The organism is Bradyrhizobium sp. CCBAU 51745, assembly GCF_028128715.1.
In the GTDB taxonomy this organism is placed as follows: domain Bacteria; phylum Pseudomonadota; class Alphaproteobacteria; order Rhizobiales; family Xanthobacteraceae; genus Bradyrhizobium; species Bradyrhizobium manausense.
Genome location: NZ_LBJP01000004.1, coordinates 159,772 through 181,661, shown reverse-complemented (window position 1 = coordinate 181,661; position 21,890 = coordinate 159,772). Strand labels below are relative to the sequence as shown.

The 21,890-nt window shown below is 63.4% G+C and carries 23 protein-coding genes; 15 read left to right on the top strand and 8 right to left on the bottom strand.

What is annotated here, in order from left to right; translation table 11 throughout:
• Positions 1–55 precede the first annotated feature (55 nt).
• From XH98_RS06085 to cynS, 4 genes are all read left to right on the top strand, one after another.
• Positions 56–1,435, top strand: a complete 1,380-nt coding sequence (locus tag XH98_RS06085; RefSeq protein ID WP_271618080.1) for a CmpA/NrtA family ABC transporter substrate-binding protein — start codon at positions 56–58, stop codon at positions 1,433–1,435.
• Between the two features lie 169 nt (positions 1,436–1,604).
• On the top strand, positions 1,605–2,444 hold the full coding sequence (gene ntrB, locus XH98_RS06080; protein ID WP_271618079.1) for a nitrate ABC transporter permease: 840 nt from the start codon (positions 1,605–1,607) through the stop codon (positions 2,442–2,444).
• A gap of 3 nt (positions 2,445–2,447) precedes the next feature.
• Positions 2,448–3,374: an ABC transporter ATP-binding protein gene (locus XH98_RS06075; RefSeq protein WP_271597084.1), complete on the top strand. Its 927-nt coding sequence runs from the start codon at positions 2,448–2,450 to the stop codon at positions 3,372–3,374.
• A gap of 13 nt (positions 3,375–3,387) precedes the next feature.
• Positions 3,388–3,876 carry a cyanase gene (gene cynS / locus XH98_RS06070; RefSeq protein WP_183240316.1) on the top strand — a complete coding sequence of 163 codons (489 nt, stop codon included), beginning with the start codon at positions 3,388–3,390 and terminating at the stop codon, positions 3,874–3,876.
• Between the two features lie 222 nt (positions 3,877–4,098).
• Here cynS and purB read toward each other — a convergent pair whose 3' ends face one another.
• A complete protein-coding gene (gene purB, locus XH98_RS06065; RefSeq protein ID WP_271597083.1) occupies positions 4,099–5,538 on the bottom strand; it encodes an adenylosuccinate lyase in 1,440 nt (479 codons plus the stop codon).
• Between the two features lie 64 nt (positions 5,539–5,602).
• The gene (locus tag XH98_RS06060; protein ID WP_271618078.1) at positions 5,603–5,926 is read right to left on the bottom strand and encodes a DUF1476 domain-containing protein; all 324 of its coding nucleotides are present in this window, start codon (positions 5,924–5,926) and stop codon (positions 5,603–5,605) included.
• 333 nt (positions 5,927–6,259) lie between these two features.
• On the opposite strand from XH98_RS06060, the gene purC reads away from it, so the two are divergent.
• Together purC and purS are read left to right on the top strand one after the other, a co-directional pair.
• A complete protein-coding gene (gene purC / locus XH98_RS06055; protein ID WP_172782948.1) occupies positions 6,260–7,027 on the top strand; it encodes a phosphoribosylaminoimidazolesuccinocarboxamide synthase in 768 nt (255 codons plus the stop codon).
• Positions 7,028–7,040: 13 nt separating this feature from the next.
• Positions 7,041–7,280: a phosphoribosylformylglycinamidine synthase subunit PurS gene (gene purS, locus XH98_RS06050; protein ID WP_057747331.1), complete on the top strand. Its 240-nt coding sequence runs from the start codon at positions 7,041–7,043 to the stop codon at positions 7,278–7,280.
• A gap of 55 nt (positions 7,281–7,335) precedes the next feature.
• Here purS and XH98_RS06045 read toward each other — a convergent pair whose 3' ends face one another.
• The gene (locus XH98_RS06045; RefSeq protein WP_271597081.1) at positions 7,336–8,352 is read right to left on the bottom strand and encodes a magnesium and cobalt transport protein CorA; all 1,017 of its coding nucleotides are present in this window, start codon (positions 8,350–8,352) and stop codon (positions 7,336–7,338) included.
• A 165-nt stretch (positions 8,353–8,517) separates the two neighbouring features.
• Between XH98_RS06045 and purQ the strand changes: the two genes are divergently transcribed.
• Together purQ and XH98_RS06035 are read left to right on the top strand one after the other, a co-directional pair.
• Complete coding sequence (gene purQ / locus XH98_RS06040; RefSeq protein WP_057747329.1) at positions 8,518–9,219, top strand: phosphoribosylformylglycinamidine synthase subunit PurQ; 702 nt, start codon at positions 8,518–8,520, stop codon at positions 9,217–9,219.
• Between the two features lie 8 nt (positions 9,220–9,227).
• The gene (locus XH98_RS06035; protein WP_442868551.1) at positions 9,228–10,190 is read left to right on the top strand and encodes a tripartite tricarboxylate transporter substrate binding protein BugD; all 963 of its coding nucleotides are present in this window, start codon (positions 9,228–9,230) and stop codon (positions 10,188–10,190) included.
• A gap of 38 nt (positions 10,191–10,228) precedes the next feature.
• Here XH98_RS06035 and XH98_RS06030 read toward each other — a convergent pair whose 3' ends face one another.
• Positions 10,229–10,702: a PaaI family thioesterase gene (locus XH98_RS06030; protein WP_271618076.1), complete on the bottom strand. Its 474-nt coding sequence runs from the start codon at positions 10,700–10,702 to the stop codon at positions 10,229–10,231.
• 187 nt (positions 10,703–10,889) lie between these two features.
• On the opposite strand from XH98_RS06030, the gene purL reads away from it, so the two are divergent.
• The gene (gene purL / locus XH98_RS06025; protein ID WP_271618075.1) at positions 10,890–13,100 is read left to right on the top strand and encodes a phosphoribosylformylglycinamidine synthase subunit PurL; all 2,211 of its coding nucleotides are present in this window, start codon (positions 10,890–10,892) and stop codon (positions 13,098–13,100) included.
• A 112-nt stretch (positions 13,101–13,212) separates the two neighbouring features.
• Here purL and XH98_RS06020 read toward each other — a convergent pair whose 3' ends face one another.
• Positions 13,213–14,403 carry an acyltransferase family protein gene (locus XH98_RS06020; RefSeq protein ID WP_271618074.1) on the bottom strand — a complete coding sequence of 397 codons (1,191 nt, stop codon included), beginning with the start codon at positions 14,401–14,403 and terminating at the stop codon, positions 13,213–13,215.
• Between the two features lie 182 nt (positions 14,404–14,585).
• Here XH98_RS06020 and XH98_RS06015 point away from each other — a divergent pair, with 182 nt between their 5' ends.
• A complete protein-coding gene (locus XH98_RS06015) occupies positions 14,586–14,759 on the top strand; it encodes a DUF1328 domain-containing protein (protein WP_083514194.1) in 174 nt (57 codons plus the stop codon).
• Between the two features lie 100 nt (positions 14,760–14,859).
• On the opposite strand, the gene XH98_RS06010 is transcribed toward XH98_RS06015, so the two are convergent.
• Positions 14,860–15,219, bottom strand: coding sequence for a DUF427 domain-containing protein (locus XH98_RS06010; RefSeq protein ID WP_057747324.1), 360 nt, complete (start codon positions 15,217–15,219; stop codon positions 14,860–14,862).
• Between the two features lie 224 nt (positions 15,220–15,443).
• On the opposite strand from XH98_RS06010, the gene XH98_RS06005 reads away from it, so the two are divergent.
• Both XH98_RS06005 and XH98_RS06000 read left to right on the top strand, forming a co-directional pair.
• A complete protein-coding gene (locus XH98_RS06005; protein WP_057747323.1) occupies positions 15,444–15,680 on the top strand; it encodes a BolA/IbaG family iron-sulfur metabolism protein in 237 nt (78 codons plus the stop codon).
• 39 nt (positions 15,681–15,719) lie between these two features.
• Positions 15,720–16,922 (top strand): low temperature requirement protein A, encoded by a 1,203-nt coding sequence (locus XH98_RS06000; protein WP_271618073.1) that lies wholly within the window; start codon positions 15,720–15,722, stop codon positions 16,920–16,922.
• A gap of 168 nt (positions 16,923–17,090) precedes the next feature.
• On the opposite strand, the gene egtD is transcribed toward XH98_RS06000, so the two are convergent.
• Together egtD and egtB are read right to left on the bottom strand one after the other, a co-directional pair.
• On the bottom strand, positions 17,091–18,062 hold the full coding sequence (gene egtD / locus XH98_RS05995; protein WP_271618072.1) for an L-histidine N(alpha)-methyltransferase: 972 nt from the start codon (positions 18,060–18,062) through the stop codon (positions 17,091–17,093).
• A gap of 49 nt (positions 18,063–18,111) precedes the next feature.
• Positions 18,112–19,410 carry an ergothioneine biosynthesis protein EgtB gene (egtB, locus tag XH98_RS05990; RefSeq protein WP_271618111.1) on the bottom strand — a complete coding sequence of 433 codons (1,299 nt, stop codon included), beginning with the start codon at positions 19,408–19,410 and terminating at the stop codon, positions 18,112–18,114.
• A gap of 240 nt (positions 19,411–19,650) precedes the next feature.
• On the opposite strand from egtB, the gene grxD reads away from it, so the two are divergent.
• From grxD to XH98_RS05975, 3 genes are read left to right on the top strand one after another with little or no spacing between them, the layout of a single operon-like run.
• Positions 19,651–19,977: a Grx4 family monothiol glutaredoxin gene (grxD, locus tag XH98_RS05985; protein WP_018647423.1), complete on the top strand. Its 327-nt coding sequence runs from the start codon at positions 19,651–19,653 to the stop codon at positions 19,975–19,977.
• A 3-nt stretch (positions 19,978–19,980) separates the two neighbouring features.
• Positions 19,981–20,532 carry an O-acetyl-ADP-ribose deacetylase gene (locus tag XH98_RS05980; protein ID WP_271618071.1) on the top strand — a complete coding sequence of 184 codons (552 nt, stop codon included), beginning with the start codon at positions 19,981–19,983 and terminating at the stop codon, positions 20,530–20,532.
• Between the two features lie 44 nt (positions 20,533–20,576).
• The gene (locus XH98_RS05975) at positions 20,577–21,860 is read left to right on the top strand and encodes a serine hydrolase domain-containing protein (protein WP_271618070.1); all 1,284 of its coding nucleotides are present in this window, start codon (positions 20,577–20,579) and stop codon (positions 21,858–21,860) included.
• Positions 21,861–21,890 lie beyond the last annotated feature (30 nt).

Here is a 21,890-nt window from a genome sequence, read left to right as displayed (position 1 = left end):
CGGCATGGCACGCTCCTTGCTGAACTCTTGCTCGCAATGACGCGCAGGAGGTCCGATGTCCATTTTCGACAATCCGTTTGATCCCGATCGCAAGCTTCGGGCCGGTTGTGCCTGTGGCCAGCACCGATCCGCGGCGGAGCACGAGCAGGCCGCCACGCCGCGCTGTGCTCCGGTCGAGAGCGAGCAGCAGCGTTACGAAGGCGTGGTTGCGTCTGCGGTGATGCGCGCGATGTTTCCGCAGGATGTGGCGCGGCGCGCCTTCCTGAAATCGGTCGGTGCCTCCACCGCGCTTGCCGCACTGGCGCAATTCTTCCCGCTGAAGACCGCAACGGAGGTGTTCGCCGACAGCGGTGCGCCCGAGAAGAAGGACCTCAAGGTCGGCTTCATCCCGATCACCTGCGCGACGCCCATCATCATGGCGGCGCCACTCGGCTTCTATTCAAAGCACGGTCTCAACGTCGAGGTGGTCAAGACTGCCGGCTGGGCCGTGATCCGCGACAAGACCATCAACAAGGAATACGACGCCGCACACATGCTGGCGCCGATGCCGATCGCGATCTCGCTCGGCCTTGGTGCCAACGCCATTCCCTTTGCGGTGCCCGCGATCGAGAACATCAACGGGCAGGGCATCGTGCTCGCGACCAAGCACAAGGACAAGCGGGACCCGAAGGACTGGAAGGGTCTGAAGTTCGCGATCCCCTTCGACTATTCCATGCACAATTACCTGCTGCGCTATTATCTCGCCGAGCACGGGCTCGACCCTGATACCGACGTGCAACTTCGCTCGGTGCCGCCGCCGGAGATGGTCGCCAACCTCCGCGCCGACAACATCGACGGCTTCCTCGCGCCCGACAACGTCTGCCAGCGCGCGATCTATGACGGTGTCGGCTTCATGCATTTGCTGTCGAAGGAGATCTGGGACGGCCATCCCTGCTGCAGCTTTGCCGCCAGCCGCGAGTTCATCACGACGGCGCCGAACAGCTTTGCGGCCCTGACGCGCGCCATCGTCGATGCCACCGCTTATGCGTCGAAGGCGGAGAACCGCAAGCAGATCGCCGAAGCCATCGCACCCGCCAACTACATCAACGCGCCGGTGACGGTGCTGGAACAGGTTTTGACCGGCACCTATGCCGATGGTCTTGGCGGGGTGAAGACCGACGCCAAGCGCGTCGATTTCGATCCTTTCCCCTGGCAGTCCTTCGCGGTGTGGATGCTGACGCAGATGAAACGCTGGGGCCAGATCAAGGGCGATGTCGACTACAAGGCGATTGCCGAGCAGGTGTATCTGGCGACCGACACCAAGAAGCTGATGACCGAGATGGGGCTTACGCCGCCGGGGAGCGCTTACAAATCGTTCGCGGTGATGGGCAAGAATTTCGATCCGGAAAAGCCGGAGGATTACGTTGCGAGCTTCAAGATCAGGAAGGCATCGTGATCATGCGCACTATCTTTCCGCTGTCGTCCCGGCGAAGGCCGGGACCCATACCGCGTGATCTGTCAATTTTCTGCGGTAGGAGTACCGAACAACTAGTCTTCGCCAAACCTCTCCCTGTGGTTATGGGTCCCGGCCTTCGCCGGGACGACGTGGGGAGAGGGCTTGCACGATGAACTCCTCCCTCCGTCTCCGCGCCGGCCTTGTCTCCATCGTGTTGCTCGTCGCGTTCCTCGGCATCTGGCATCTCGCCACGCGCTCCACCGCATCGGTGGCGACCATGAGCCCGGAATATGCCAAGCTGATGGGCCTGACCGCCACGCAAGGCAAATCCGCCATGCCCGGGCCGCTCGACGTCGGCGCCAAGCTGTGGGAGCACCTCAAGCGGCCGTTCTACGACAACGGGCCGAACGACAAGGGGCTCGGCATCCAGCTTGCCTATTCGATCGCGCGCGTCGGCACCGGGTACCTTCTTGCCGTGCTGGTCGCGATCCCGCTCGGATTCCTGATCGGCATGTCGCCACTGCTAAGCCGGGCTCTCGACCCGTTCATCCAGGTGCTGAAGCCGATCTCGCCGCTCGCCTGGATGCCGCTTGCGCTCTACACCATCAAGGATTCCTCGATCTCCGCGATCTTCGTCATCTTCATCTGCTCGATCTGGCCGATGCTGCTCAACACCGTCTTCGGTGTCGCGAGCGTGCGCAAGGAATGGATCAACGTGGCGCGCACGCTGGAGGTCGGCACCATCAGGCGGGCCTTCACGGTGATCCTCCCCGCTGCGGCGCCGACCATCCTGACCGGCATGCGCATCTCGATCGGCATTGCCTGGCTCGTCATTGTCGCCGCCGAGATGCTCGTCGGCGGCACCGGCATCGGTTACTTCGTGTGGAACGAGTGGAACAATCTCTCGATCACCAACGTGATCATCGCGATCCTCTTGATCGGAATCGTCGGCATGCTGCTCGACCAGATCCTCGCGCGCTTCACGCGCATGGTTACGTTTCCGGAGTAGGCTGTGACTGACAAATTCATCTCCATCGAAGGAATCGCGAAGCGCTATCCAGGCTCGGGCGGTGCCACGACGACGATCTTCGAAAATCTCTGGCTGTCGATGGCGCGCGGCGAGTTCGCTTGCGTGATCGGCCATTCCGGCTGCGGCAAGACCACGGTGCTCAACATCCTCGCCGGCCTGGATGCGCCGAGCGAAGGTGCCGTCATCGTCGATGGACAGGCGATATCGGGCACCAGCCTCGACCGCGCCGTGATCTTCCAGAGCCACGCGCTGCTGCCGTGGCGGACCGTGCTCGGCAACGTCGCCTATGCCGTGAGCTCGAAATGGCGGAGCTGGGACCGCGCCAAGGTCAAGGCGCATGCCCAGACCTTTATCGATCTGGTCGGCCTGACGGGTTCGGAACACAAGCGACCGTCCGAACTCTCCGGCGGCATGAAGCAGCGTGTCGGCATCGCGCGGGCGCTGTCGATCACGCCAAAGATGATGCTGATGGACGAGCCGTTCTCGGCGCTCGATGCGCTGACCCGCGGCACGCTCCAGGACGAGGTGCGGCGGATTTGCCTGGAGACCGGGCAGACCGCATTCATGATCACCCACGACGTCGATGAGGCGATCTATCTCGCCGACAAGATTTTCCTGATGACCAATGGCCCGGGTGCAATGCTGGCCGAGGTCGTCGAGAACCCGTTGCCGAGGGATCGCGCCCGCACCGACCTGCACCGCCATCCGCTCTATTACGTGCTGCGCAACCACATCATCGATTTCCTGGTGACGCGCAGCAAGACCTTTGTGGCCGAGCAGCCTGATCACGATCCGCGCAACGTGCCGACCGTGCAGATCGGCAAGCCCGGACTGACGCTCGCCTCGGGCAGTGAAGAGCAGCAACGACAGATCTGGACACCCGGGACCAATCCCGGATTGAGCGCCTAACAAGGAGACCGACATGAAACGCGAAGACCTCACCGAAAAACTGCTCGACATCAAGCGCGAGAAGGGCTGGAGCTGGAAGCACATCTGCGAAAAGATCGGCGGTTATTCCGAGGTGCTGATCGTCGGCGCGATCATGGGCCAGATGAAGTTGACGAAGCCGCAGGCCGCCAATGCCGGCGAGCTGTTCGGCCTGTCGAAGGCCGAGACCGCGATGCTCAACGAGGTGCCGATGCGCGGCACCGGCACGCCGATGCCGCCGACCGATCCCTTGATCTACCGCTTCTACGAGATGGTGATGGTGAACGGTCCGGCCTGGAAGGCGCTGATCGAGGAAGAGTTCGGCGACGGCATCATGTCGGCGATCGATTTCGACATGGCCATCGAGCGCGTCGCCAACCCCAAGGGCGACCGCGTCAAGATCACCATGTCAGGCAAGTTCCTGCCGTACAAATATTACGGCGCCAGCGGCAACGTGCCGGAGTACGGGTTCAAGGAGGGTTGAGGGGGCGAGTGGCGTGTGCACGATGCGGCGGCATCGTCACTGCGCTCCCTCTCCCGCTTGCGGGAGAGGGTGGGGGAGAGGGTGTCTCCGCAATGGGACAACCCCCTAGAGGAAAGAACCCTCACCCGCCACGCACGGGACGATGCTTCGCATCGCCCGGGGCGTATCGGCCTCTCCCGCAAGCGGGAGAGGCGGAGCAAGTCCGCAGGCCATCGTGTTCACTTACAGAATCGCGCCCGGCGTGTATTTCGCCGCTTCAGGCTTCGCCTTTGCCAGCGCGTCGACCTGCTCGGCGAAATAGTCGACCTGGGCGCCGGCGTCGCCGGAATTGGCGCGGCCGTGCTCGAGCACGCGGGCGAGCTCGGCTTCGCCGAGGCCGAGGCGCTGGTCGGCGGCGAGACGCTTGAGCAGATCGTTCTGCACGATCTTGCCGGTGCGCAGGTCGCGGATGGCCGCGACCGCGTGCTCCTTGATCGCTTCATGCGCGCCTTCGCGGCCCGCGCCTTTCTTCACCGCTTCCATCATCACCGTGGTGGTGAGCAGGAAGGGCAGATAGCGGTTGAGCTCGGTGGCGACGACGGCGTCGAAAATTTCCATCTGGTCGAGCACCGAGAGCAGGGTCTCGAGCAGGCCGTCCATGGCGAGGAAGGCGTCCGGCAGCATGACGCGGCGGACCACGGAGCAGGAGACGTCGCCCTCGTTCCACTGGTCGCCGGCAAGGCCTGCGGCCATCGCGAGATAGCCCTTCAGCACCACATGCAGGCCGTTGATGCGCTCGCAGGAGCGGCTGTTCATCTTGTGCGGCATCGCGGAGGAACCGACCTGGCCCTTGGCAAAGCCTTCGCTGGCGAGCTCATGGCCCGCCATCAGGCGCAGCGTCTTGGCGAAATTACCTGGACCGCTGGCGAGCTCGGTCAGCACGCTGACGGCGCGGAAGTCGAGGCTGCGCGGATAGACCTGGCCGACTGCGTCAAAACTCCTGGGCAGGCCGAGATGCTTGAGAATTTGCTTCTCGAGCGCGCGCGCCTTGCCGGCATCGCCGTTGAACAGCGTGATCTGGTCGAGCCTGGTGCCGACGGCGCCCTTCAGGCCGCGCGCGGGATAGCTGTCGAGCACGCTGACGAGGCTCTGATGCGCCACCAGCATCTCCTCGCCGAACATGGCGATGCGCTTGCCGAGCGTGGTGACCTGTGCGGCGACGTTGTGCGTGCGCGCCGTGAACGGCATGTCGCGGAATTGCTTGGCGTGCTTGGCAAAGCGAATGAGGGCGGCGATGCTCTTGGTCTCGATCAGCTGGAGCCCGCGATAGACCTGGAGCTGCTCGACGTTCTCGGTGAGGTCGCGGCTGGTCATGCCCTTGTGCAGGTGCTCGTGACCGGCGAGATCGCAGAACTCCTCGATCCGGGCCTTGACGTCGTGGCGGGTGATGCGCTCGCGCCGCATGATGGAGTCGAGGTCGACCTGGTCCTTGACGCGCTCATAAGCCTCGATCACGCCATCTGGCACCGGGATACCGAGGTCGCGCTGGCCTTTCAGCACGGCGATCCAGTAGTCGCGTTCGAGGCGGACCTTGCCTTCGCCGCTCCAGATGGCGCGCATGGCGGGCGAGGCATAGCGTTGGGCGAGGACGTTGGAGATGTGATCCTGAGACATGCCGCCCATTTGGCACCGCCGGGGGCCGGCTGCAAGCCCGGGAGGACGAGCAGCCCGCCGCTCGCCGTTAAGCTTACTTGCCGGCCTTCACATCGGCGGCCGCGACCGCGATCAGCTCGCTCATCTTGGCCCGAATCGCCTGTTCGGTGAGGGCCACGTTCCCGGCGGCGAAATCGGCCATGACCTTGCGCAGCACGTCGCCATCGCCGGCCTCCTCGAAATCGGCAGCGACCACCTCCCGGGCATAGGCGGCGGCGTCTTCGCCCGTGATTCCGAGCTTTTCGGCCGCCCACAGCCCCAGCAGCCGGTTGCGGCGGGCCTCCGCCCTGAACTTCTGCTCCTCGTCGAGGGCAAACTTCTTCTCAAAGCCTTCTTCGCGCTTGTTGAATTCGCTCATACGTATTCCGATTCCTGGAGGGGCTACTGGACGCGGGAGCCCTCGTTGCGAGGGGCCCTGCTCATGCCTAGATAAAGGGCAGGATCGGCGAAACAACGAGCCGTAAAGCCGCAGGCAAGGCGGTATAAGTCAGCGTCGGATGGGCCGGATCGATTGTGCTGAGACAGCCAATCGGATAGGTTGCCTGAAGGCTTGGTTCCCGTTCTGTTTCCTCAGGTTTTCCTTGGGTTATAGATGGGTTCCCGGCCGTTCACGGCAGCTCCGCTGTGGGTCGTAACCTGGTAACCGGAGCACACCAAATACATGGATTTCAACAAAACACGGTACATCCCAATGAGCCGTCGGCGTCGCATTTATGAAGGCAAGGCAAAGGTTCTTTACGAAGGTCCCGAGCCCGGTACCCTGATCCAGCACTTCAAGGACGACGCCACCGCGTTCAACGCGAAAAAGCATCAGGTGATCGAGGGCAAGGGTGTCCTCAACAACCGGATCTCGGAGTACCTGTTTCAGCACCTCAACGACATCGGGGTGCCGACCCACTTCATTCGCCGCCTCAACATGCGCGAGCAGTTGATTCGCGAGGTCGAGATCGTGCCGCTGGAAGTGGTGGTGCGGAACGTTGCCGCCGGCTCGCTGTCGCAGCGCCTCGGCATCGAGGAGGGCACCCAGCTGCCCCGTTCGATCATCGAGTTCTACTACAAGAACGACCAGCTCAACGACCCCATGGTGTCGGAAGAGCACATCACCGCGTTCGGCTGGGCCACGCCCCAGGAGATCGACGACATCATGGCGCTCGCCATTCGCGTCAACGATTTCCTCACCGGCCTTTTCCTCGGCATCGGCATCCGCCTCGTCGACTTCAAGATGGAGTGCGGGCGCCTGTTCGAGAACGAGATGATGCGCATCATCGTCGCCGACGAGATCTCGCCGGACAGCTGCCGCCTCTGGGACATCAAGTCGAACGAGAAGCTCGACAAGGACCGTTTCCGCAGGGATCTCGGCGGCCTGCTCGAGGCTTACACGGAAGTGGCAAAGCGCCTCGGCATTCTCATGGAGAACGAACGTCCGCAGGGCACGGGTCCCGTACTGGTGAAGAGCTAAGAGGAATATCGACGTGAAGGCACGTGTTACCGTTACCCTGAAGACGGGCATCCTCGATCCGCAGGGCAAGGCCATCGAAGGCGCGCTGAAGTCGCTCGGCATCGACGGCGTCGCCAGCGTCCGCCAGGGCAAGGTGTTCGACATCGAGCTCGCCGGTGCCGACAAGGCCAAGGCCCAAGCAGCGCTGAAGGACGCCGCCGACAAGCTGCTGGCGAATACCGTGATCGAGAACTATCGCGTCGAGATCGTCTGAGTTTAGGTGCGGCCGTAGCCCGGATGGCTCCATCCGGGCTACGAAGCTGCTCGCATCACAGCCAGCCGACGCGGCGGAAGCGCCAGTACAGGCCGGCGCAGGCGAGCGCCATCAGCCCCATGACGACGAAGTAGCTGTACTCCCATTGCAGCTCGGGGATGTATTTGAAGTTCATCCCGTAGATGCCGGCGACGGCAGTGGGGACGGCGAGGATCGCAAGCCATGAGGCGAGCTTCTTCGACACCGCCGTCTCCTGCGCCTGGCCGACCAGAAGGCTCGCCTCGAACGCGAAGGCCAGCACCTCGCGCATGGAATCGATGCGCTCCTGGATATTACGGACGTGGTCGGTGACGTCGCGGAACAGCGGCTGCATGGCCTGCCGCACCATCGACAGCTCGTCATGCTCCAGCCGGCGGCAGACTTCGACCAAAGGGCCGATCGCGTTGCGCAGCCGCAAGAGGTCGCGGCGCAGCATGTACAGGCGCTCGATCTGCGCCTTGGTGATCGGCTTGGAGAGCACGTCTTCCTCGATGCCCTCGACCTCGTCGTGAATGCTCTCGAGCACGGGCGAATAATTGTCGACGATGAAATCGAGGATCGCATAGAGGATGTAATCCTCGCCGCGGGCGAGCGCCCGCGGACAGCTTTCGCAGCGCTCGCGCACCGGTGTGTAGGACGTCGAAGGGCCATGACGCACCGAGACCAGATAGCCTTCGCCGACGAAGATGTGGGTCTCGCCGAAGGCGATCCGGCCCTCGATCAGTTGCGCTGTGCGCGCGACGATGAACAGGGCCTCGCCATATTGCTCGATCTTCGGCCGCTGATGGGCGTGGTTGGCGTCCTCGATGGCGAGCTCGTGCAGGTCGAACTGCTTCTGCACGGCGGCAAGCAGCGCCATGTCGGGCTCGTGCAATCCGATCCAGACCACGTGGCCCGGCTTGGCCCGCCAGCTTGCGGCCTCCTCGATGGCGATATTGGCGACGCGCCTGCCGTCTACATAGGCGCCGGCAGCGACGACACCCTCGGTGGGCACTGGTTCGGCAGGAGAGGTGGGCCGTGACGGGACATTCATGGCATCAATCCCGGGCAAAACCGTCGGGCTCACCCGCCCTGGCTATGGCCTGTGTACAAGGCCATTGCGCAAGGCTAGCACTGGTAAAATTCCCGTCAAATGGCTATGTCTCCTGACGAATTGGCCGCCAGGCCACCGATTCCAGCCATCGTCGGAACCCGAAGCATGAAAGCCGCCATCCTCGTCTTCCCCGGCATCAACCGCGAGCGCGACATGGCGCGGGCGTTGAGGCTGATCTCGGGCCATGAGCCGGCGATGGTGTGGCATGCCGAGACCTCGCTGCCTGCGGGCACCGACCTCGTTGTCGTGCCGGGCGGCTTCTCCTACGGCGATTACTTGCGCTGTGGCGCGATCGCGGCGCGGGCGCCGGTGATGGATGCGGTGCGCGACTATGCGGCCAAGGGCGGCCTCGTGCTCGGCGTCTGCAACGGCTTTCAGATCCTCTGCGAGTCCGGCCTGCTGCCGGGCGTGCTGATGCGCAATGCGCGGCTGAAATTCATCTGCAAGGACGTGCATCTGCGCGTCGAGCGTTCCGACACGCCGTTTACGCGCGGCTACAATGCCGGCCAGGTCATCCGCGTGCCGGTCGCCCATGGCGAGGGCAATTACGAGGCGGATGAAGAGACCATCAAGCGCATCGAGGGCGAGGGGCGCGTGCTCTATCGTTACTGCTCGGCTGATGGCGTGGTCGACGAGGCCAACAACATCAACGGTGCGGCGCATTCCATTGCCGGCCTTCTCAACGACAAGGGCAACGTGCTCGGCATGATGCCGCATCCCGAAAACCACGTCGAAGACATCATGGGCTGCACCGACGGCCGCGGGCTGTTTGCAGGCCTCACGGCGCATCTGGAAAAGGCCGCGTGATCGCTGTGATGGTGAAGCGTGCGCTCGCCGCGATCACGGCGCTCGCGCTCACGCCTGCGGCATTCGCGCAGGATTTTCCGAAGCGTCCGATCACCATGATCGTGCCGTTCGCGGCCGGCGGCACGTCGGACGTGATCGCGCGCACCGTCGCCGAGCAGATGAGCGTGGCGCTCGGCCAGTCCATCGTGATCGAGAATGTCGCGGGCGCCGGTGGCTCGACCGCGCTGGCCCGCGCCTCCCGCGCCGAGCCTGACGGCTACACCATTGCCATCGGCAATGCCGGCACGAATGCTGCGACCTACACGATCTATCCCAAGCTGCCGTTCACGCCCGAGTCGTTCGCGCCGATCGCGATGGTGGCCAAGACCTTCGGCATCATCGCACTGCGCAAGGATTTCCCTGCGAAGGATTTGAAGGAGTTCATCGCCTACGCCAAGGCCAATCCGGGCAAGATCAATCTCGGCCATGCCGGGGTCGGTTCGTCGAACTACCTCATCTGCAAGAGTTTTGTCACGGCGGCGGGGATCGACGCGACGCTGGTCGGCTATCGCGGCGCTTCGCCTGCGCTGACGGACGCGATCGGCAGCCAGATCGACGGGGTCTGCGATGCGGCCGCCTCGGTGTCGCAGTCGATCAACGAGAAGCTGGTGAAGGGGCTCGTGGTCGGCTCGACGGTGCGGCTTGCCACGCTGCCCGATCTGCCGACGTCAACTGAAGCGGGCCTGCCCGAATTCGAGGCGCAGGGCTGGAACGGCCTGTTCGCGCCCAAGGGCACGCCGCCTGATATCATCGCCAAGTTGAATGCGGCGGCGCGCAACGCGGTGGAAACCGAGGTGGTGAAGAAGCGCTTTGCGGACCTCTCGACCGTCGCACCTGACTCCGACGAGCACACCCCCGAGATGCTTCAGAAGCTCGTGACGCGCGACGTCGAGAAGTACCGCAAGATGCTGGCGGACGATGCCAAGCAATAGCCGTCCGCGCGAGCGCAGTTGCCGTTGCGCCGGCACGGTCACCGCGGCGCTGCCGGCTTCCGCTTCACCCGCTTGATCGTGCCGGAGAACGTGAACAGGCGGCGTTCCCCTGACATCATCTCCCCGCGCAGAAAGATCAGCGAGCCGCCGGCACGGGTGACCTCGCCGGTGCACTCGATCAGCTCGCCCTCATGGCCGGCATCGAGGAATTCGCAGGCGAAATTGACGGTCACGCCCTTGCCTTGAAGGGCGTGGCGGCCGATCGCGAACAGGCAGTAATCGGCGAACGCCATGAAGCAGCCGCCATGGACGTTCTGGGAGCCGTTGAGGTGCTTTTTCTCAACCCGGAAGGCGCAGCGGACCCGGCCGTCCGCCTCAAAGCGGTGCCAGAAGGGGCCGATATGATTCTCAAAGCTGTCGCGGATCCAGGTCTGCCAGCCCGCGAATTCGCCCTCGGTCGCGACATGGAGGTCGGGACGGTGGGGCGGGGGCGTTTTGGTCAATTCGTGCAAGGAAATGGGCCTTCAATTGCGGGTCTTTAGCCCTTAAATCCGATCCGTCCACGCCGTGCAATTGTTGTTCCCGCGACCGCCCGCCCTCCAAAACGTGGGACAGCGGGAAAATGCGCCATAAAGGGCTTTTCGAAGCCGTCCGATCTTCCTAAGAACGGCCAAACCGCCGCCGAAAGCTCCTGAAGCCATGAAGAACGAACCCAAGATCACCCCCGAACTGGTTGCCGCCCACGGGCTCAAGCCCGACGAGTATGAGCGCATCCTGAAGCTGATCGGACGGGAGCCGACCTTCACCGAGCTCGGCATCTTCTCGGCGATGTGGAACGAGCACTGCTCCTACAAATCCTCGCGCATCCATCTGCGCGGCCTGCCGACCAAGGCGCCCTGGGTGATCCAGGGCCCCGGCGAGAATGCCGGCGTGATCGACATCGGCGACGGCCAGGCCGTGGTCTTCAAGATGGAGAGCCACAACCACCCGAGCTATATCGAGCCGTACCAGGGCGCGACCACCGGCGTCGGCGGCATCCTGCGCGACGTCTTCACCATGGGCGCGCGCCCGATCGCCTGCCTCAATGCGCTGAGCTTCGGTGCGCCCGAGCACGCCAGGACCCGGCATCTCGTCTCCGGCGTGGTCGCCGGTGTCGGCGGCTACGGCAATTCCTTCGGCGTGCCGACCGTCGGCGGCCAGGTCCGCTTCCACACCCGCTATGACGGCAACATCCTCGTCAACGCCATGGCCGTTGGCCTCGCCGACGCCGACAAGATCTTCTATGCGGCTGCCTCCGGCGTGAACATGCCGATCGTCTATCTCGGCTCCAAGACCGGCCGCGACGGCATCCACGGCGCCTCGATGGCCTCGGCCGAATTCGACGACAAGTCCGAGGAGAAGCGCCCGACCGTGCAGGTCGGCGATCCCTTCGCCGAGAAGCTGCTGCTGGAAGCCTGCCTCGAGATCATGGAGAAGGGCTGCGTCATCGCGATCCAGGACATGGGCGCCGCGGGCCTGACCTGCTCGGCAGTGGAAATGGGCGCCAAGGGCGACCTCGGCGTCGATCTCGATCTCGACGCGGTGCCGACCCGCGAGACCGGCATGAGCGCCTACGAGATGATGCTCTCGGAAAGCCAGGAGCGCATGCTCATGGTGCTCAAGCCCGAGAAGGAAAAGGAAGCCGAGGCGATCTTCAAAAAGTGGGGCCTCGACTTCGCGGTGGTCGGCTACACCACCCCGAGCAAGCGCTTCGTGGTCAAGCATGGCGGCGACGTCATGGCCGATCTGCCGATCAAGGAGCTCGGCGACGAAGCGCCGGTCTATGACCGGCCGCATGTGCCGTCCGAGGCGCTGCCGGTCGTGCATGCGCGCGAGGTGCCGGCGCCGATGGCGCTTAGTGCCGCCCTGGAGAAGCTGATCGGCACACCGGACATGTGCAGCAAGCGCTGGGTCTGGGAGCAGTACGACCACGTCATTCTCGGCAATACCATGCAGCGTCCCGGCGGTGATGCCGCCGTCGTGCGCGTGCAGGACGGGCCGAAGGGGCTGGCGCTGACCGTCGACGTCACGCCGCGCTATTGCGAGGCCGACCCGTTCGAAGGCGGCAAGCAGGCGGTGGCGGAAGCCTGGCGCAACATCACCGCGGTCGGCGGCAAGCCGCTCGCGATCACCGACAATCTCAACTTCGGCAATCCTGAGCGACCCGAAATCATGGGGCAGTTCGTCGGCTGCCTGAAGGGCATCTCGGAAGCCTGCCGCACGCTCGATTTCCCGGTCGTCTCGGGCAACGTCTCGCTCTACAACGAGACCAATGGCCGCGCGATCCTGCCGACGCCCTCGATCGGCGGCGTCGGCCTGCTCGACGACTTCACCAAATCGGCTTCGCTGGCGTTCAAGGCCGAGGGCGAGGCGATCCTGCTGGTCGGCGAGACCCATGGCTGGCTCGGCCAATCCGTTTATTTGCGCGACATCTGCGGTCGCGAGGAGGGCGCGCCGCCGCCGGTCGACCTTGCTGCCGAGAAGCGCAACGGCGACTGCGTGCGCGGCATGATCCATGCGGGCACCGCGACCGCGGTGCACGACCTCTCCGACGGTGGGCTCCTGATTGCGCTGGCCGAAATGGCGATGGCGGGCGGCATCGGCGCAAAGCTGCTGGCAGCGCCGACCTCGCTGGTCTCGCAGGCCTATTGGTTCGGCGAGGACCAGGCGCGCTATCTCGTCACCGTGCCGGAAACCGAAGCCGGCCGCGTGCTCGCCAAGATGCGCGGCTGCGAGGTGCCTTGCGTGCGTATCGGCACCACCGGCGGCGATGCGATCGCGATCTCGGGAGAGACGCCTGTCACGATCGATGCGCTGCGCGCCTCGTTCGAGCGCTGGCTGCCGGAGTATATGGGCGGGAAGGCGGCCTGAGACCGCCACCACAGCATCAGACTCGTAGCCCGGATGGAGCGCAGCGTAATCCGGGACCATCGTCGTTTGTGGCAAGACCCGGATTGCGCTGCGCTCCATCCGGGCTACAAGGTCACAGCACCTTCGATGCCCCGGGGATTTGGCGCAAGGCGCGCGTCAGCGCCCAACTGAACGCGACTGTCAGCACGAATCCCACCATCGCCTTGACGATCGCTGGCAGGCCATAGTCGAACAGCCAGTATTGCAGCCAAAGCGCGATCGGGTAGTGCACCAAAAACATGCCAAAGGCGTCCCGCTGCATCGGATCGAGCAGCCTGGCCGAACCGGATTGTTTGAACCGCTGGAAGAAGGCCAGGATCAGAAACATGATGGCCACGCTGAAGACGGTGACGTTGGCCGCGTAAAGTCCTTCATACCAGTTCGGCAGCGGTGACGGATTCCCGAGGATCTCTCGCTTGATGAAGATCAGCGTCCAGAGCAGGCAATACGGAACGATGGCCAGGACCAGCCACTCCCAGCTCACTTTCGCCATCCGGCCCTCAGCCGAGAGCAGCCCGCGATCCATATTGGCAACGCCGATGCCGGCGCCGAAAAAGAAGTAGGTCGCATAGAGCATCACGCGCCCGTGCTGGACCGAAAACGGCCCGAACTCGAACCAGCTGCTGGGTCCGAAATACATCAGCCCGGGGACGTAGAACGCGGCGCTCACGGCCAGCATGACCGCGAAGAATTCCGCGGGTCGCCGCCGTCCGCGCACCGACAGGCGATTGATCGGGTCGAGCAGGTTGGGCCGCAGACTGTAGAGCAGGCATGCGATCAGATCGAAGGCGAACAAGACCCAGAGAAACCAGATCGGCCCTGATGGCCACGGGCCTTTGGTGATCGTGGTCCACCAGAACTCTGAAAATCCGATCTCCGGATTATTGCGCAGCGAGATCGCGTAGTAGGCGATCGGAATGACCGTGAATGCGCAGATCACGAACGGGATGCCGAGCCGACGAATACGGTCGGCGAGATAGCTCGCCGGCCCCTTGCGAGCGATTCCCGACCAGGCGAACAGGCCCGACAGGAAGAAGAACATCGCCATGAAGAAGCTGTCGGTCGCCAGCACGACCATGTCGAAGCCGAAGAAGAACTTCGGGTCGGTATGACCGAAATAGGTGTAGGGGATAACGGCATGGTGCAGCAGCACCACCAGCGTCAGAAAGGTGCGAGCGCGATCGAGCGATAAATTCCGCGTCTTGGCCTTCGGCTCGGCATACGTTTCCGCGCCAATCGTCGCAGAAGTTGACATGGTCATCATGGCAGCCCCAGTCGCGTTTCCGTCCCGGCCGGACCTAGCGCCGGGACCCCGATTCAGCAAGCGCAGTTTGCGCCGCGACATTCTTCCATCGTGCCTTAGGAACCAGTTCCGCGCAACGCAGTTAGCGTTCCCGAAACGGTGAGCGGCCACCGATTGCGGTCACCAATGTTGCGGAGCTGGCGATGACGATCCTGAAATGGGCCCTGATATTCCTGCTGATCTCGATTGTAGCCGGTGTGCTCGGCTTCACCGGCATCTCCGCCGCCTCCGCCGACATCGCCCGCTTCCTGTTCTACGTCTTCGTCGTGATCTTCCTGGTGCTGCTGATACTCGGGCTTACGGTGTTCAGGGCGTAGCGACAGGAGTCGTTCCGGGGCGATGCAAAGCATCGAACCCGGAATCTCGAGATTCCGGGTTCGCGTCTAGGACGCGCCCCGGAATGACGGCACCAAACAACTACCCCACTTCCTCGATCTTCACCTTGTCCGGATAGAAAGCGAGATGGCCCGTAATCTCCGCCATCGCGGGGAAGGGCGTCTCGTAGGTCCAGATGGCGTTGTCGAGCGTCTTGCCGTCGGCCTTGATGCTGTAATAGCTGGCGTCCCCCTTGTAAGGGCAGTGGGTGGTGCGCTCGGAGCGCTCCAGCAGCGCCATGTTGGCGTCTTCGCGCGGCAGATATTGAACTGCCGGATATCTGGCCTCCTTCAGCGTCAGTGCCTTGGTGCTCTCGGCGATCACGATGTCGCCCGCCGTCACGCGGACGCGGCGGGGATTTTGGGTGATGGTGATGGGGTGGTCGGGGCCTGGAAGCTTCATGATTTCACGCCTTTTCGATCAATCTGCCGCGCGCGGCACTTTGTCGTGCCTTTATCCTGATGGGATCAGGGATATAGTGCCGGAAAGCGTGACGTAGAAGGCCGTTCACGCTAAGTTTGGTCCTGCCGGCAAGTTCGGCTTTACGGATCCGGACCCCGGCAAATGATTCGACGCCAAGGCTGCAAGTCGTCACGCTGTAAGCCGACATAAGGAGCAAGACCCGAATGCCCATGGACGCCCACGATATCGAGGCGATGATCAAGGCAGCGATCCCCGATGCCGAGGTGACCATCCGTGACCTCGCCGGTGATGGCGACCACTATGCCGCGACCGTGATCTCGGAATCCTTCCGCGGCAAGTCCCGCGTCCAGCAGCACCAGATCGTCTATCGGTCCCTGCAGGGCCAGATGGGCGGCGTGCTGCATGCGCTGGCGCTGCAAACCGGCGTACCAAGTGCTTGAATAGATTGCACCTGACCTGATCGCGCGACGGGGACGCTGATGGCTGCGGACAATCCGCGCGGCGCGATGTTTCGCGTCATCGTGCCGAACCGGCCGAGCCGTGTCACCAATGCCGAGCTGTTCTTCGACCTGGTTTTTGTCTTCGCCGTCACGCAGGTTTCGCACACGCTGCTGAACCACTTCACGCCGCTTGGCGCGGTCGAGGTCACCCTGCTGTTCCTGGCGGTGTGGTGGGTGTGGGTCTACACGGCCTGGGTCACCAACTGGCTCAACCCCGACCTGACGCCGGTCCGCATCCTGATCTTCCTGATGATGCTGGGCGGCCTCGTGCTGTCGACCACGATCCCGACCGCCTTCGATGGCCGCGGCCTGTGGTTTGCCATCGCCTATGCGGCCATGCAGGTTGGACGTACCGCGTTCTGGCTGTTTGCGACTCCTCGCCATCGCACCGCCGTGCGGCACAATGCGATCCGCATTCTGGTCTGGCTCTGCGGCTCTGCGGTGTTCTGGATCCTGGGCGGTCTTGCCCAGGGCGAGGAGAGACTGTGGTTCTGGATCGTGGCGCTCGGAATCGAATACGTCTCGCCCGCGGTCCGCTTCTGGGTCCCCAAGCTCGGCTTCTCGTCGGTCGAGGCCTGGGCCGTCGAGGGCGGCCACATGGCCGAGCGCTGTGCCGGCTTCATCATCATCGCACTCGGCGAGGCCGTCGTCGTCAATGGCGCGGCCTTCGCCGAGCTGACTTGGAGCGCGGACAATATCCTGGCTTTCGTCACGTGCCTGGTCGGGAGCATCGCGATGTGGTGGATCTATTTCCACAAGGGCGCCGAAGCCGGCTCCGAGGTGATCTCGAAAGCGGCCGAATCCGGCCGGGTGGCGCGGCTTGCCTACACCTATCTGCACATGCCGATCGTCGCCGGTATCATCCTCACCGCCGTCTCGGACGAGCTGGTGCTGAAGCACCCCGCCGGGCATCCCGATGTCCGCACCGTCGTCAGCACGATCGGCGGTCCCCTGGTGTTTCTGGTCGGCACCATTCTGTTCAAGCACTCGATCCGCGGCTTCCTCCAGCTCTCCCACGGCATCGGCATCATCCTGCTGCTGGCGCTGTGGTGGTTCGCGGCGGACCTGTCGCCGCTCTGGCTGTCGGTCGCGACCAGCGTGATCATGATCGTGGTCGCGGTGTGGGAATCGGTGTCGCTGGGATCGAAGGTGGAGGAGGTTGAGGACTCGGGGGCCACCTGAACAAGCTCCTCGTTCTTCGAGACGACCGCTTGCGCGGTCTCCTCAAGATGAGGCTAACCGGCGTCGGTGCCGCTGAAACTGGTGCCGCATACTCCGTCCTCATCCTGAGGAGCCCGCCTCAGGCGGGCGTCTCGAAGGATGTGCCGCAGGATGCTCGCGCCGCAGCTTTTACTCCGCGACCTCCAGCGCGTGCACCGAGAACATCTTCGCCGCATCGGTCCAGCTCTCGCGCACGCGCCAGCCGGCGCCTTGCGCCAGCGCGGCGAAGCGCTCCAGGCTGTATTTGTAGCTGTTCTCGGTGTGAATGCTCTCGCCGGGCCGGAACGAGAAGCTGGTGCCGAGCAGGCGCACGGTCTGGCTCTTCTTGCTGATCAGGTGCATCTCGATGCGGTGCCGCTCGTGATTGTAGATCGCGCCATGGGTGAACGCGGAGATGTCGAAATTGCCGCCGAGCTCGCGGTTGATCCGCACCAGCACATTGAGGTTGAACCGCGCGGTGACGCCGGCCGCATCGTTATAGGCGGCGTGAAGCAGGCGCTCCTCCTTCTCCAGGTCGGCGCCGATGACCATCTGCGCGCCCTGGCCAAGGATCTGGCGGGCGCTCCTCAGGAACGCCTGCGCTTCGTGCGGCTCGAAATTGCCGATGGTCGAGCCCGGGAAGAAGCCGACCTTCGGCATTGATGCGACCGCCTTCGGCAGCTCGAACGGCGTGGTGAAGTCGGCGGCAACCGGATAGATCCCGAGCGAGGGGAAGTCGCGCTTGAGCCCATTGGCCTGCGCCTGCAGGAAATCGCCGGAGATATCGACCGGGACATAGGCGGCGAATTTGGCCTGGTTCAGCAGCAGGCGGACTTTTGTGGTGGAGCCTGCGCCGAACTCGACCAGGGCGGCATTCCCGGGGATGATCTTTGCGATCTCGCTGCCGCGTTCCCTCAGGATCGATAGCTCGGTGCGCGTCGGATAATATTCCGGCAGTCGCGTGATCGCCTCGAACAGCTCAGATCCTGTCGCGTCATAGAAATATTTCGGCGACAGTTTCTTCGGCTGCTGCGAGAGGTCCTCGATCGCCTCGCGGGCGAAGGCGGTCGTCTGCTCGTCGGGGAGATGGGCTTCGGCCAAAGCGCTGGCGTGCACATTCATGATACTCTCCTGAACGCGCTGTCCGGCGCGTATTGTCGTCGGATGAGAACTAGTCGTAGTCGGCGAGCCGCAATCCCGTGAACTGCCAGCGGTGATGCGGATAGAAGAAGTTGCGGTAGGTGACGCGGCTGTGACCGTCAGGTGTTGCCAGCGAGGAGCCGCGCAGGACCAGCTGGTTGACCATGAACTTGCCGTTGTACTCGCCGAGCGCGCCTTCTACGGAGCGGTAGCCGGGGTAGGGCGAATACGACGACCGCGTCCATTGCCAGACGATGCCGAAGGCATCGTTGAGCTGCCCCGCGCGCGCCGCGACCTCCCATTCCATCTCGGTCGGCAGATGCTTTCCGGCCCAGCGCGCAAACGCATCGGCCTCGTAATAGCTGATGTGGCAGACCGCCGCGTCCGGATCGACCGGCTTGACGCCGGCAAGCGTCATCACATGCCACTGCCCGTCGATCTCACGCCAATGGCCTGGAGCCTGCCAGTCTTCCTTGCTGGCCGCGGCGAAGCCGTCCATCAGCCACAGCGTCGCACGCCGGTAGCCGCCGTCGCGCATGAAGGCGAGCCATTCGCGGTTGGTGACGAGATTGCGGGCGATCTTGACCGGGCCGACCAGCGCGCGATGCGCCGGCTTCTCGTTGTCGAAATGAAAGCTGTCGTCGACATGGCCGACGGTGTGGATGCCTTCGGTGAGCGTCAGCCAGTCCTCGCCAGCGCGCGTCCCGGCCGGAAATCGCCAGTCCTTGTCGTAAGCCGGATAGACCGGGTTCTGCGCGAAGGCGTGCAGGATGTCGGTGACCATCAACTCCTGATGTTGTTGCTCATGGTTCAGCCCGACTTCGACCAGGGGCGCGATCTTGCGGAGCTTGTCCTCGCCGGCCTTGCGGAAGAATTGGACGATCGCGGCATCGACATAGCTGCGATAGGCACCGACCTCGGTGGCGCTGGGCCGCGTGATGTCGCCGCGATGATTGCGGGCGTGGCGCGGACCGGCGCTGACGTAATAGGAATTGAACAGGAAGGCGAAGTCGGGATGGAAGGGGCGGTACCCGGGCGCGTGCTCGCCGAGCAGAAACTGCTCCCAGAACCAGGTGGTATGGGCCCGATGCCATTTCGCCGGGCTCGCGTCCGGCATGGATTGGATCTGCTGGTCCTCGGGTGAGAGCGGCGCGGCGCGCCGCTCAGTCTCGGCACGAACGGCCAGAAACGCGCTCTCCAGCGCCTGCGCGAGGCCATCAGGGGTGGCCGGGGGTGACGAAAGCGGCTGATCGGCCGTAGCGGAGGCTTGTTTCGTCACGTTTTTCTCCAGACAGGACAAAAGAACGTTGTTGGCGAACCCAGGTTCCAAAACCAAGGTTCGTCCTAGATAGGGGCTCCGTTACGGTATGAAAGTCCTCCCCGGCGATGATATTCGTGTCATCATGCAATGGCGCCGGGGCCGCCCTGGCCTGACGTCCAGGGACTGCTCTTTGCCATTTTACTTTGGATGCACAACGGTTTGGGCTACATATATAGGCAGGTATCGGGTTAACTCGGCTGAGCCGGCCCGGATTGATAATTGAGGGCTCTGCCCCAGAAGGACACGGATATGAGCATCGCGGAATTCATCGACAACGAAGTGAAGTCGAACGACGTGGTTCTGTTCATGAAGGGGACGCCGCAATTTCCGCAGTGCGGTTTCTCCGGCCAGGTCGTGCAGATCCTCGACCACATCGGCGTCGGTTATAAGGGCCTCAACGTGCTCGAATCCGCCGAGCTGCGTAACGGCATCAAGGAATATTCGAACTGGCCGACGATCCCGCAGCTCTATGTGAAGGGCGAGTTCATCGGCGGCTGCGATATCGTGCGTGAGATGTTCCAGGCCGGCGAATTGCAGCAGCTCTTCTCCGAGAAGGGCGTCGTCGTCGCGGCCTGATCCGTGACAGTGCTGAGGCGCCGGATCGGCGACGTCCAGCTCGAAATCATCGTCGCCGACATTACGACCCTCGGCGTTGACGCCATCGTCAACGCCGCCAACTCGTCTCTTCTTGGTGGAGGCGGCGTCGATGGTGCGATTCATCGCGCGGCCGGCCCGGAGCTGGTGGCCGAATGCCGCATGCTCCACGGCTGCAAGACGGGCGATGCGAAGATCACCAAAGGCTACCGGCTCAAGGCCGCGCACGTGATCCACACCGTGGGACCGGTCTGGAACGGTGGTACGCTGGGTGAGGACGATCTGCTCGCCTCCTGCTACCGCCGCTCAATGGAACTGTGCGGCAAGCACAAGTTGTCGTCGGCGGCCTTCCCCGCGATTTCGACCGGCATTTACCGCTTTCCTGCCGGCCGGGCCGCGAAGATTGCGATCGAAACGACCATTGGAGCCCTGCCGGCCTCCCCCTCGGTCGGCCACGTCATATTTTGCTGCTTCTCGGAGGCAAGCGCCGCCCTGCATGCGGACGTTCTGGCCCGGCACGGCAGCCCTTGTGCCTGACAATTGGGTCAGTACACTCCGCCAGCCATGTTCCGGGAGGGGATATGATTTCACGTTTTGGACGATTTGCATTGGCCTGCGGTGCGCTTGTCTCGTTTGGGACGATGTCGGCGCGCGCGGAGGGCACCTACGAGATTCCGGCCGGCGCACATTTCAATCAGGACAAGCTCGCCAAGGTCAGCGAGTTCTTCAAGAACGAGGTCGCGACCGGCAAGATCGCCGGCGCGACCGTGCTGATCCAGCAGCACGGCAAGCCCGTCTATCACGAAGCCTTCGGCGTGCAGGACGTGGTCAGCAAGGCGCCGATCACCGACAAGACCATCTTCCGCCTGTCGTCGCTAACCAAGGTGATCACCTCCGTTGTGGCGATGCAATTGATCCAGGACGGAAAGATCAAGCTCGACGATCCCGTCTCGAAATACATTCCCTCCTTTGCAAATGTGAAGGTCGGTGAGGAGAAGAAGGCCGAAGACGGCACCAAGACGCTCGAGCTGGTACCACTGGTCCGGCCCATTACCATTCTCGACCTGCTGCGCCATACCTCCGGGATCACCTACGGCTTCTATGGCGACAGTCTGGTTCGCAAGGCCTATCGCGACGCCAACATCTACGCGGGCGAATTCGATCTCGCCGAGTTTGCCGAGCGGATCGCCAAGCTGCCGCTGCACAATCAACCTGGCGCGCTCTGGCAGTACGGCCATTCCACCGACATTCTGGCGCGGATCATGGAGATCGTGTCCGGAAAGACATTGTTCGAACTCGAGAAGGAAAAGCTGCTCGATCCGCTCGGTATGACCGATACAGGCTTCTTCGTCACCGAACCGGAGAGGCTGAAACGGCTCGCCCAGCCGCTGCCGAACGACAGCAATTTCCGGGTCGGCCGCGAGTACAGGACTGAGGTTCGCCAGAAGTGGGAATCCGCCAGCGGCGGCATGGTCTCGACCATGGCGGACTTTTCGCGCTTTGCGCAGATGCTGGTCGATGGAGGAACGTTCGAGGGCAAGACTTATCTCAGCCCGAAGACGTTCGAGCTGATGGCATCGGACCATGCCGGCAAGGACTCCGGCGTTGAGCGGGACTACTTCTATTTTCCCGGTGACGGTTTTGGCATGGGACTTGGGTTTGCCGTGCGCACCGATCCCGGTAATGCCAAGCCGCCGCCGCCCGGCGATCTCGGCGAATTGAAGTGGGACGGCGCCAGCGGTTGCTATTTGGTGGTCGATCGCAAGCAGGACATGTTCTTTGTGCTGCTGGAGCAGACCCCGACCGAGCGCCAGCGCATCCAACGGACATTGAAGCTTTTGGTCTATGAGGCCATGGAGAATTGACATGTGCGCGCCGCGCGCTCCTCGCGGCGC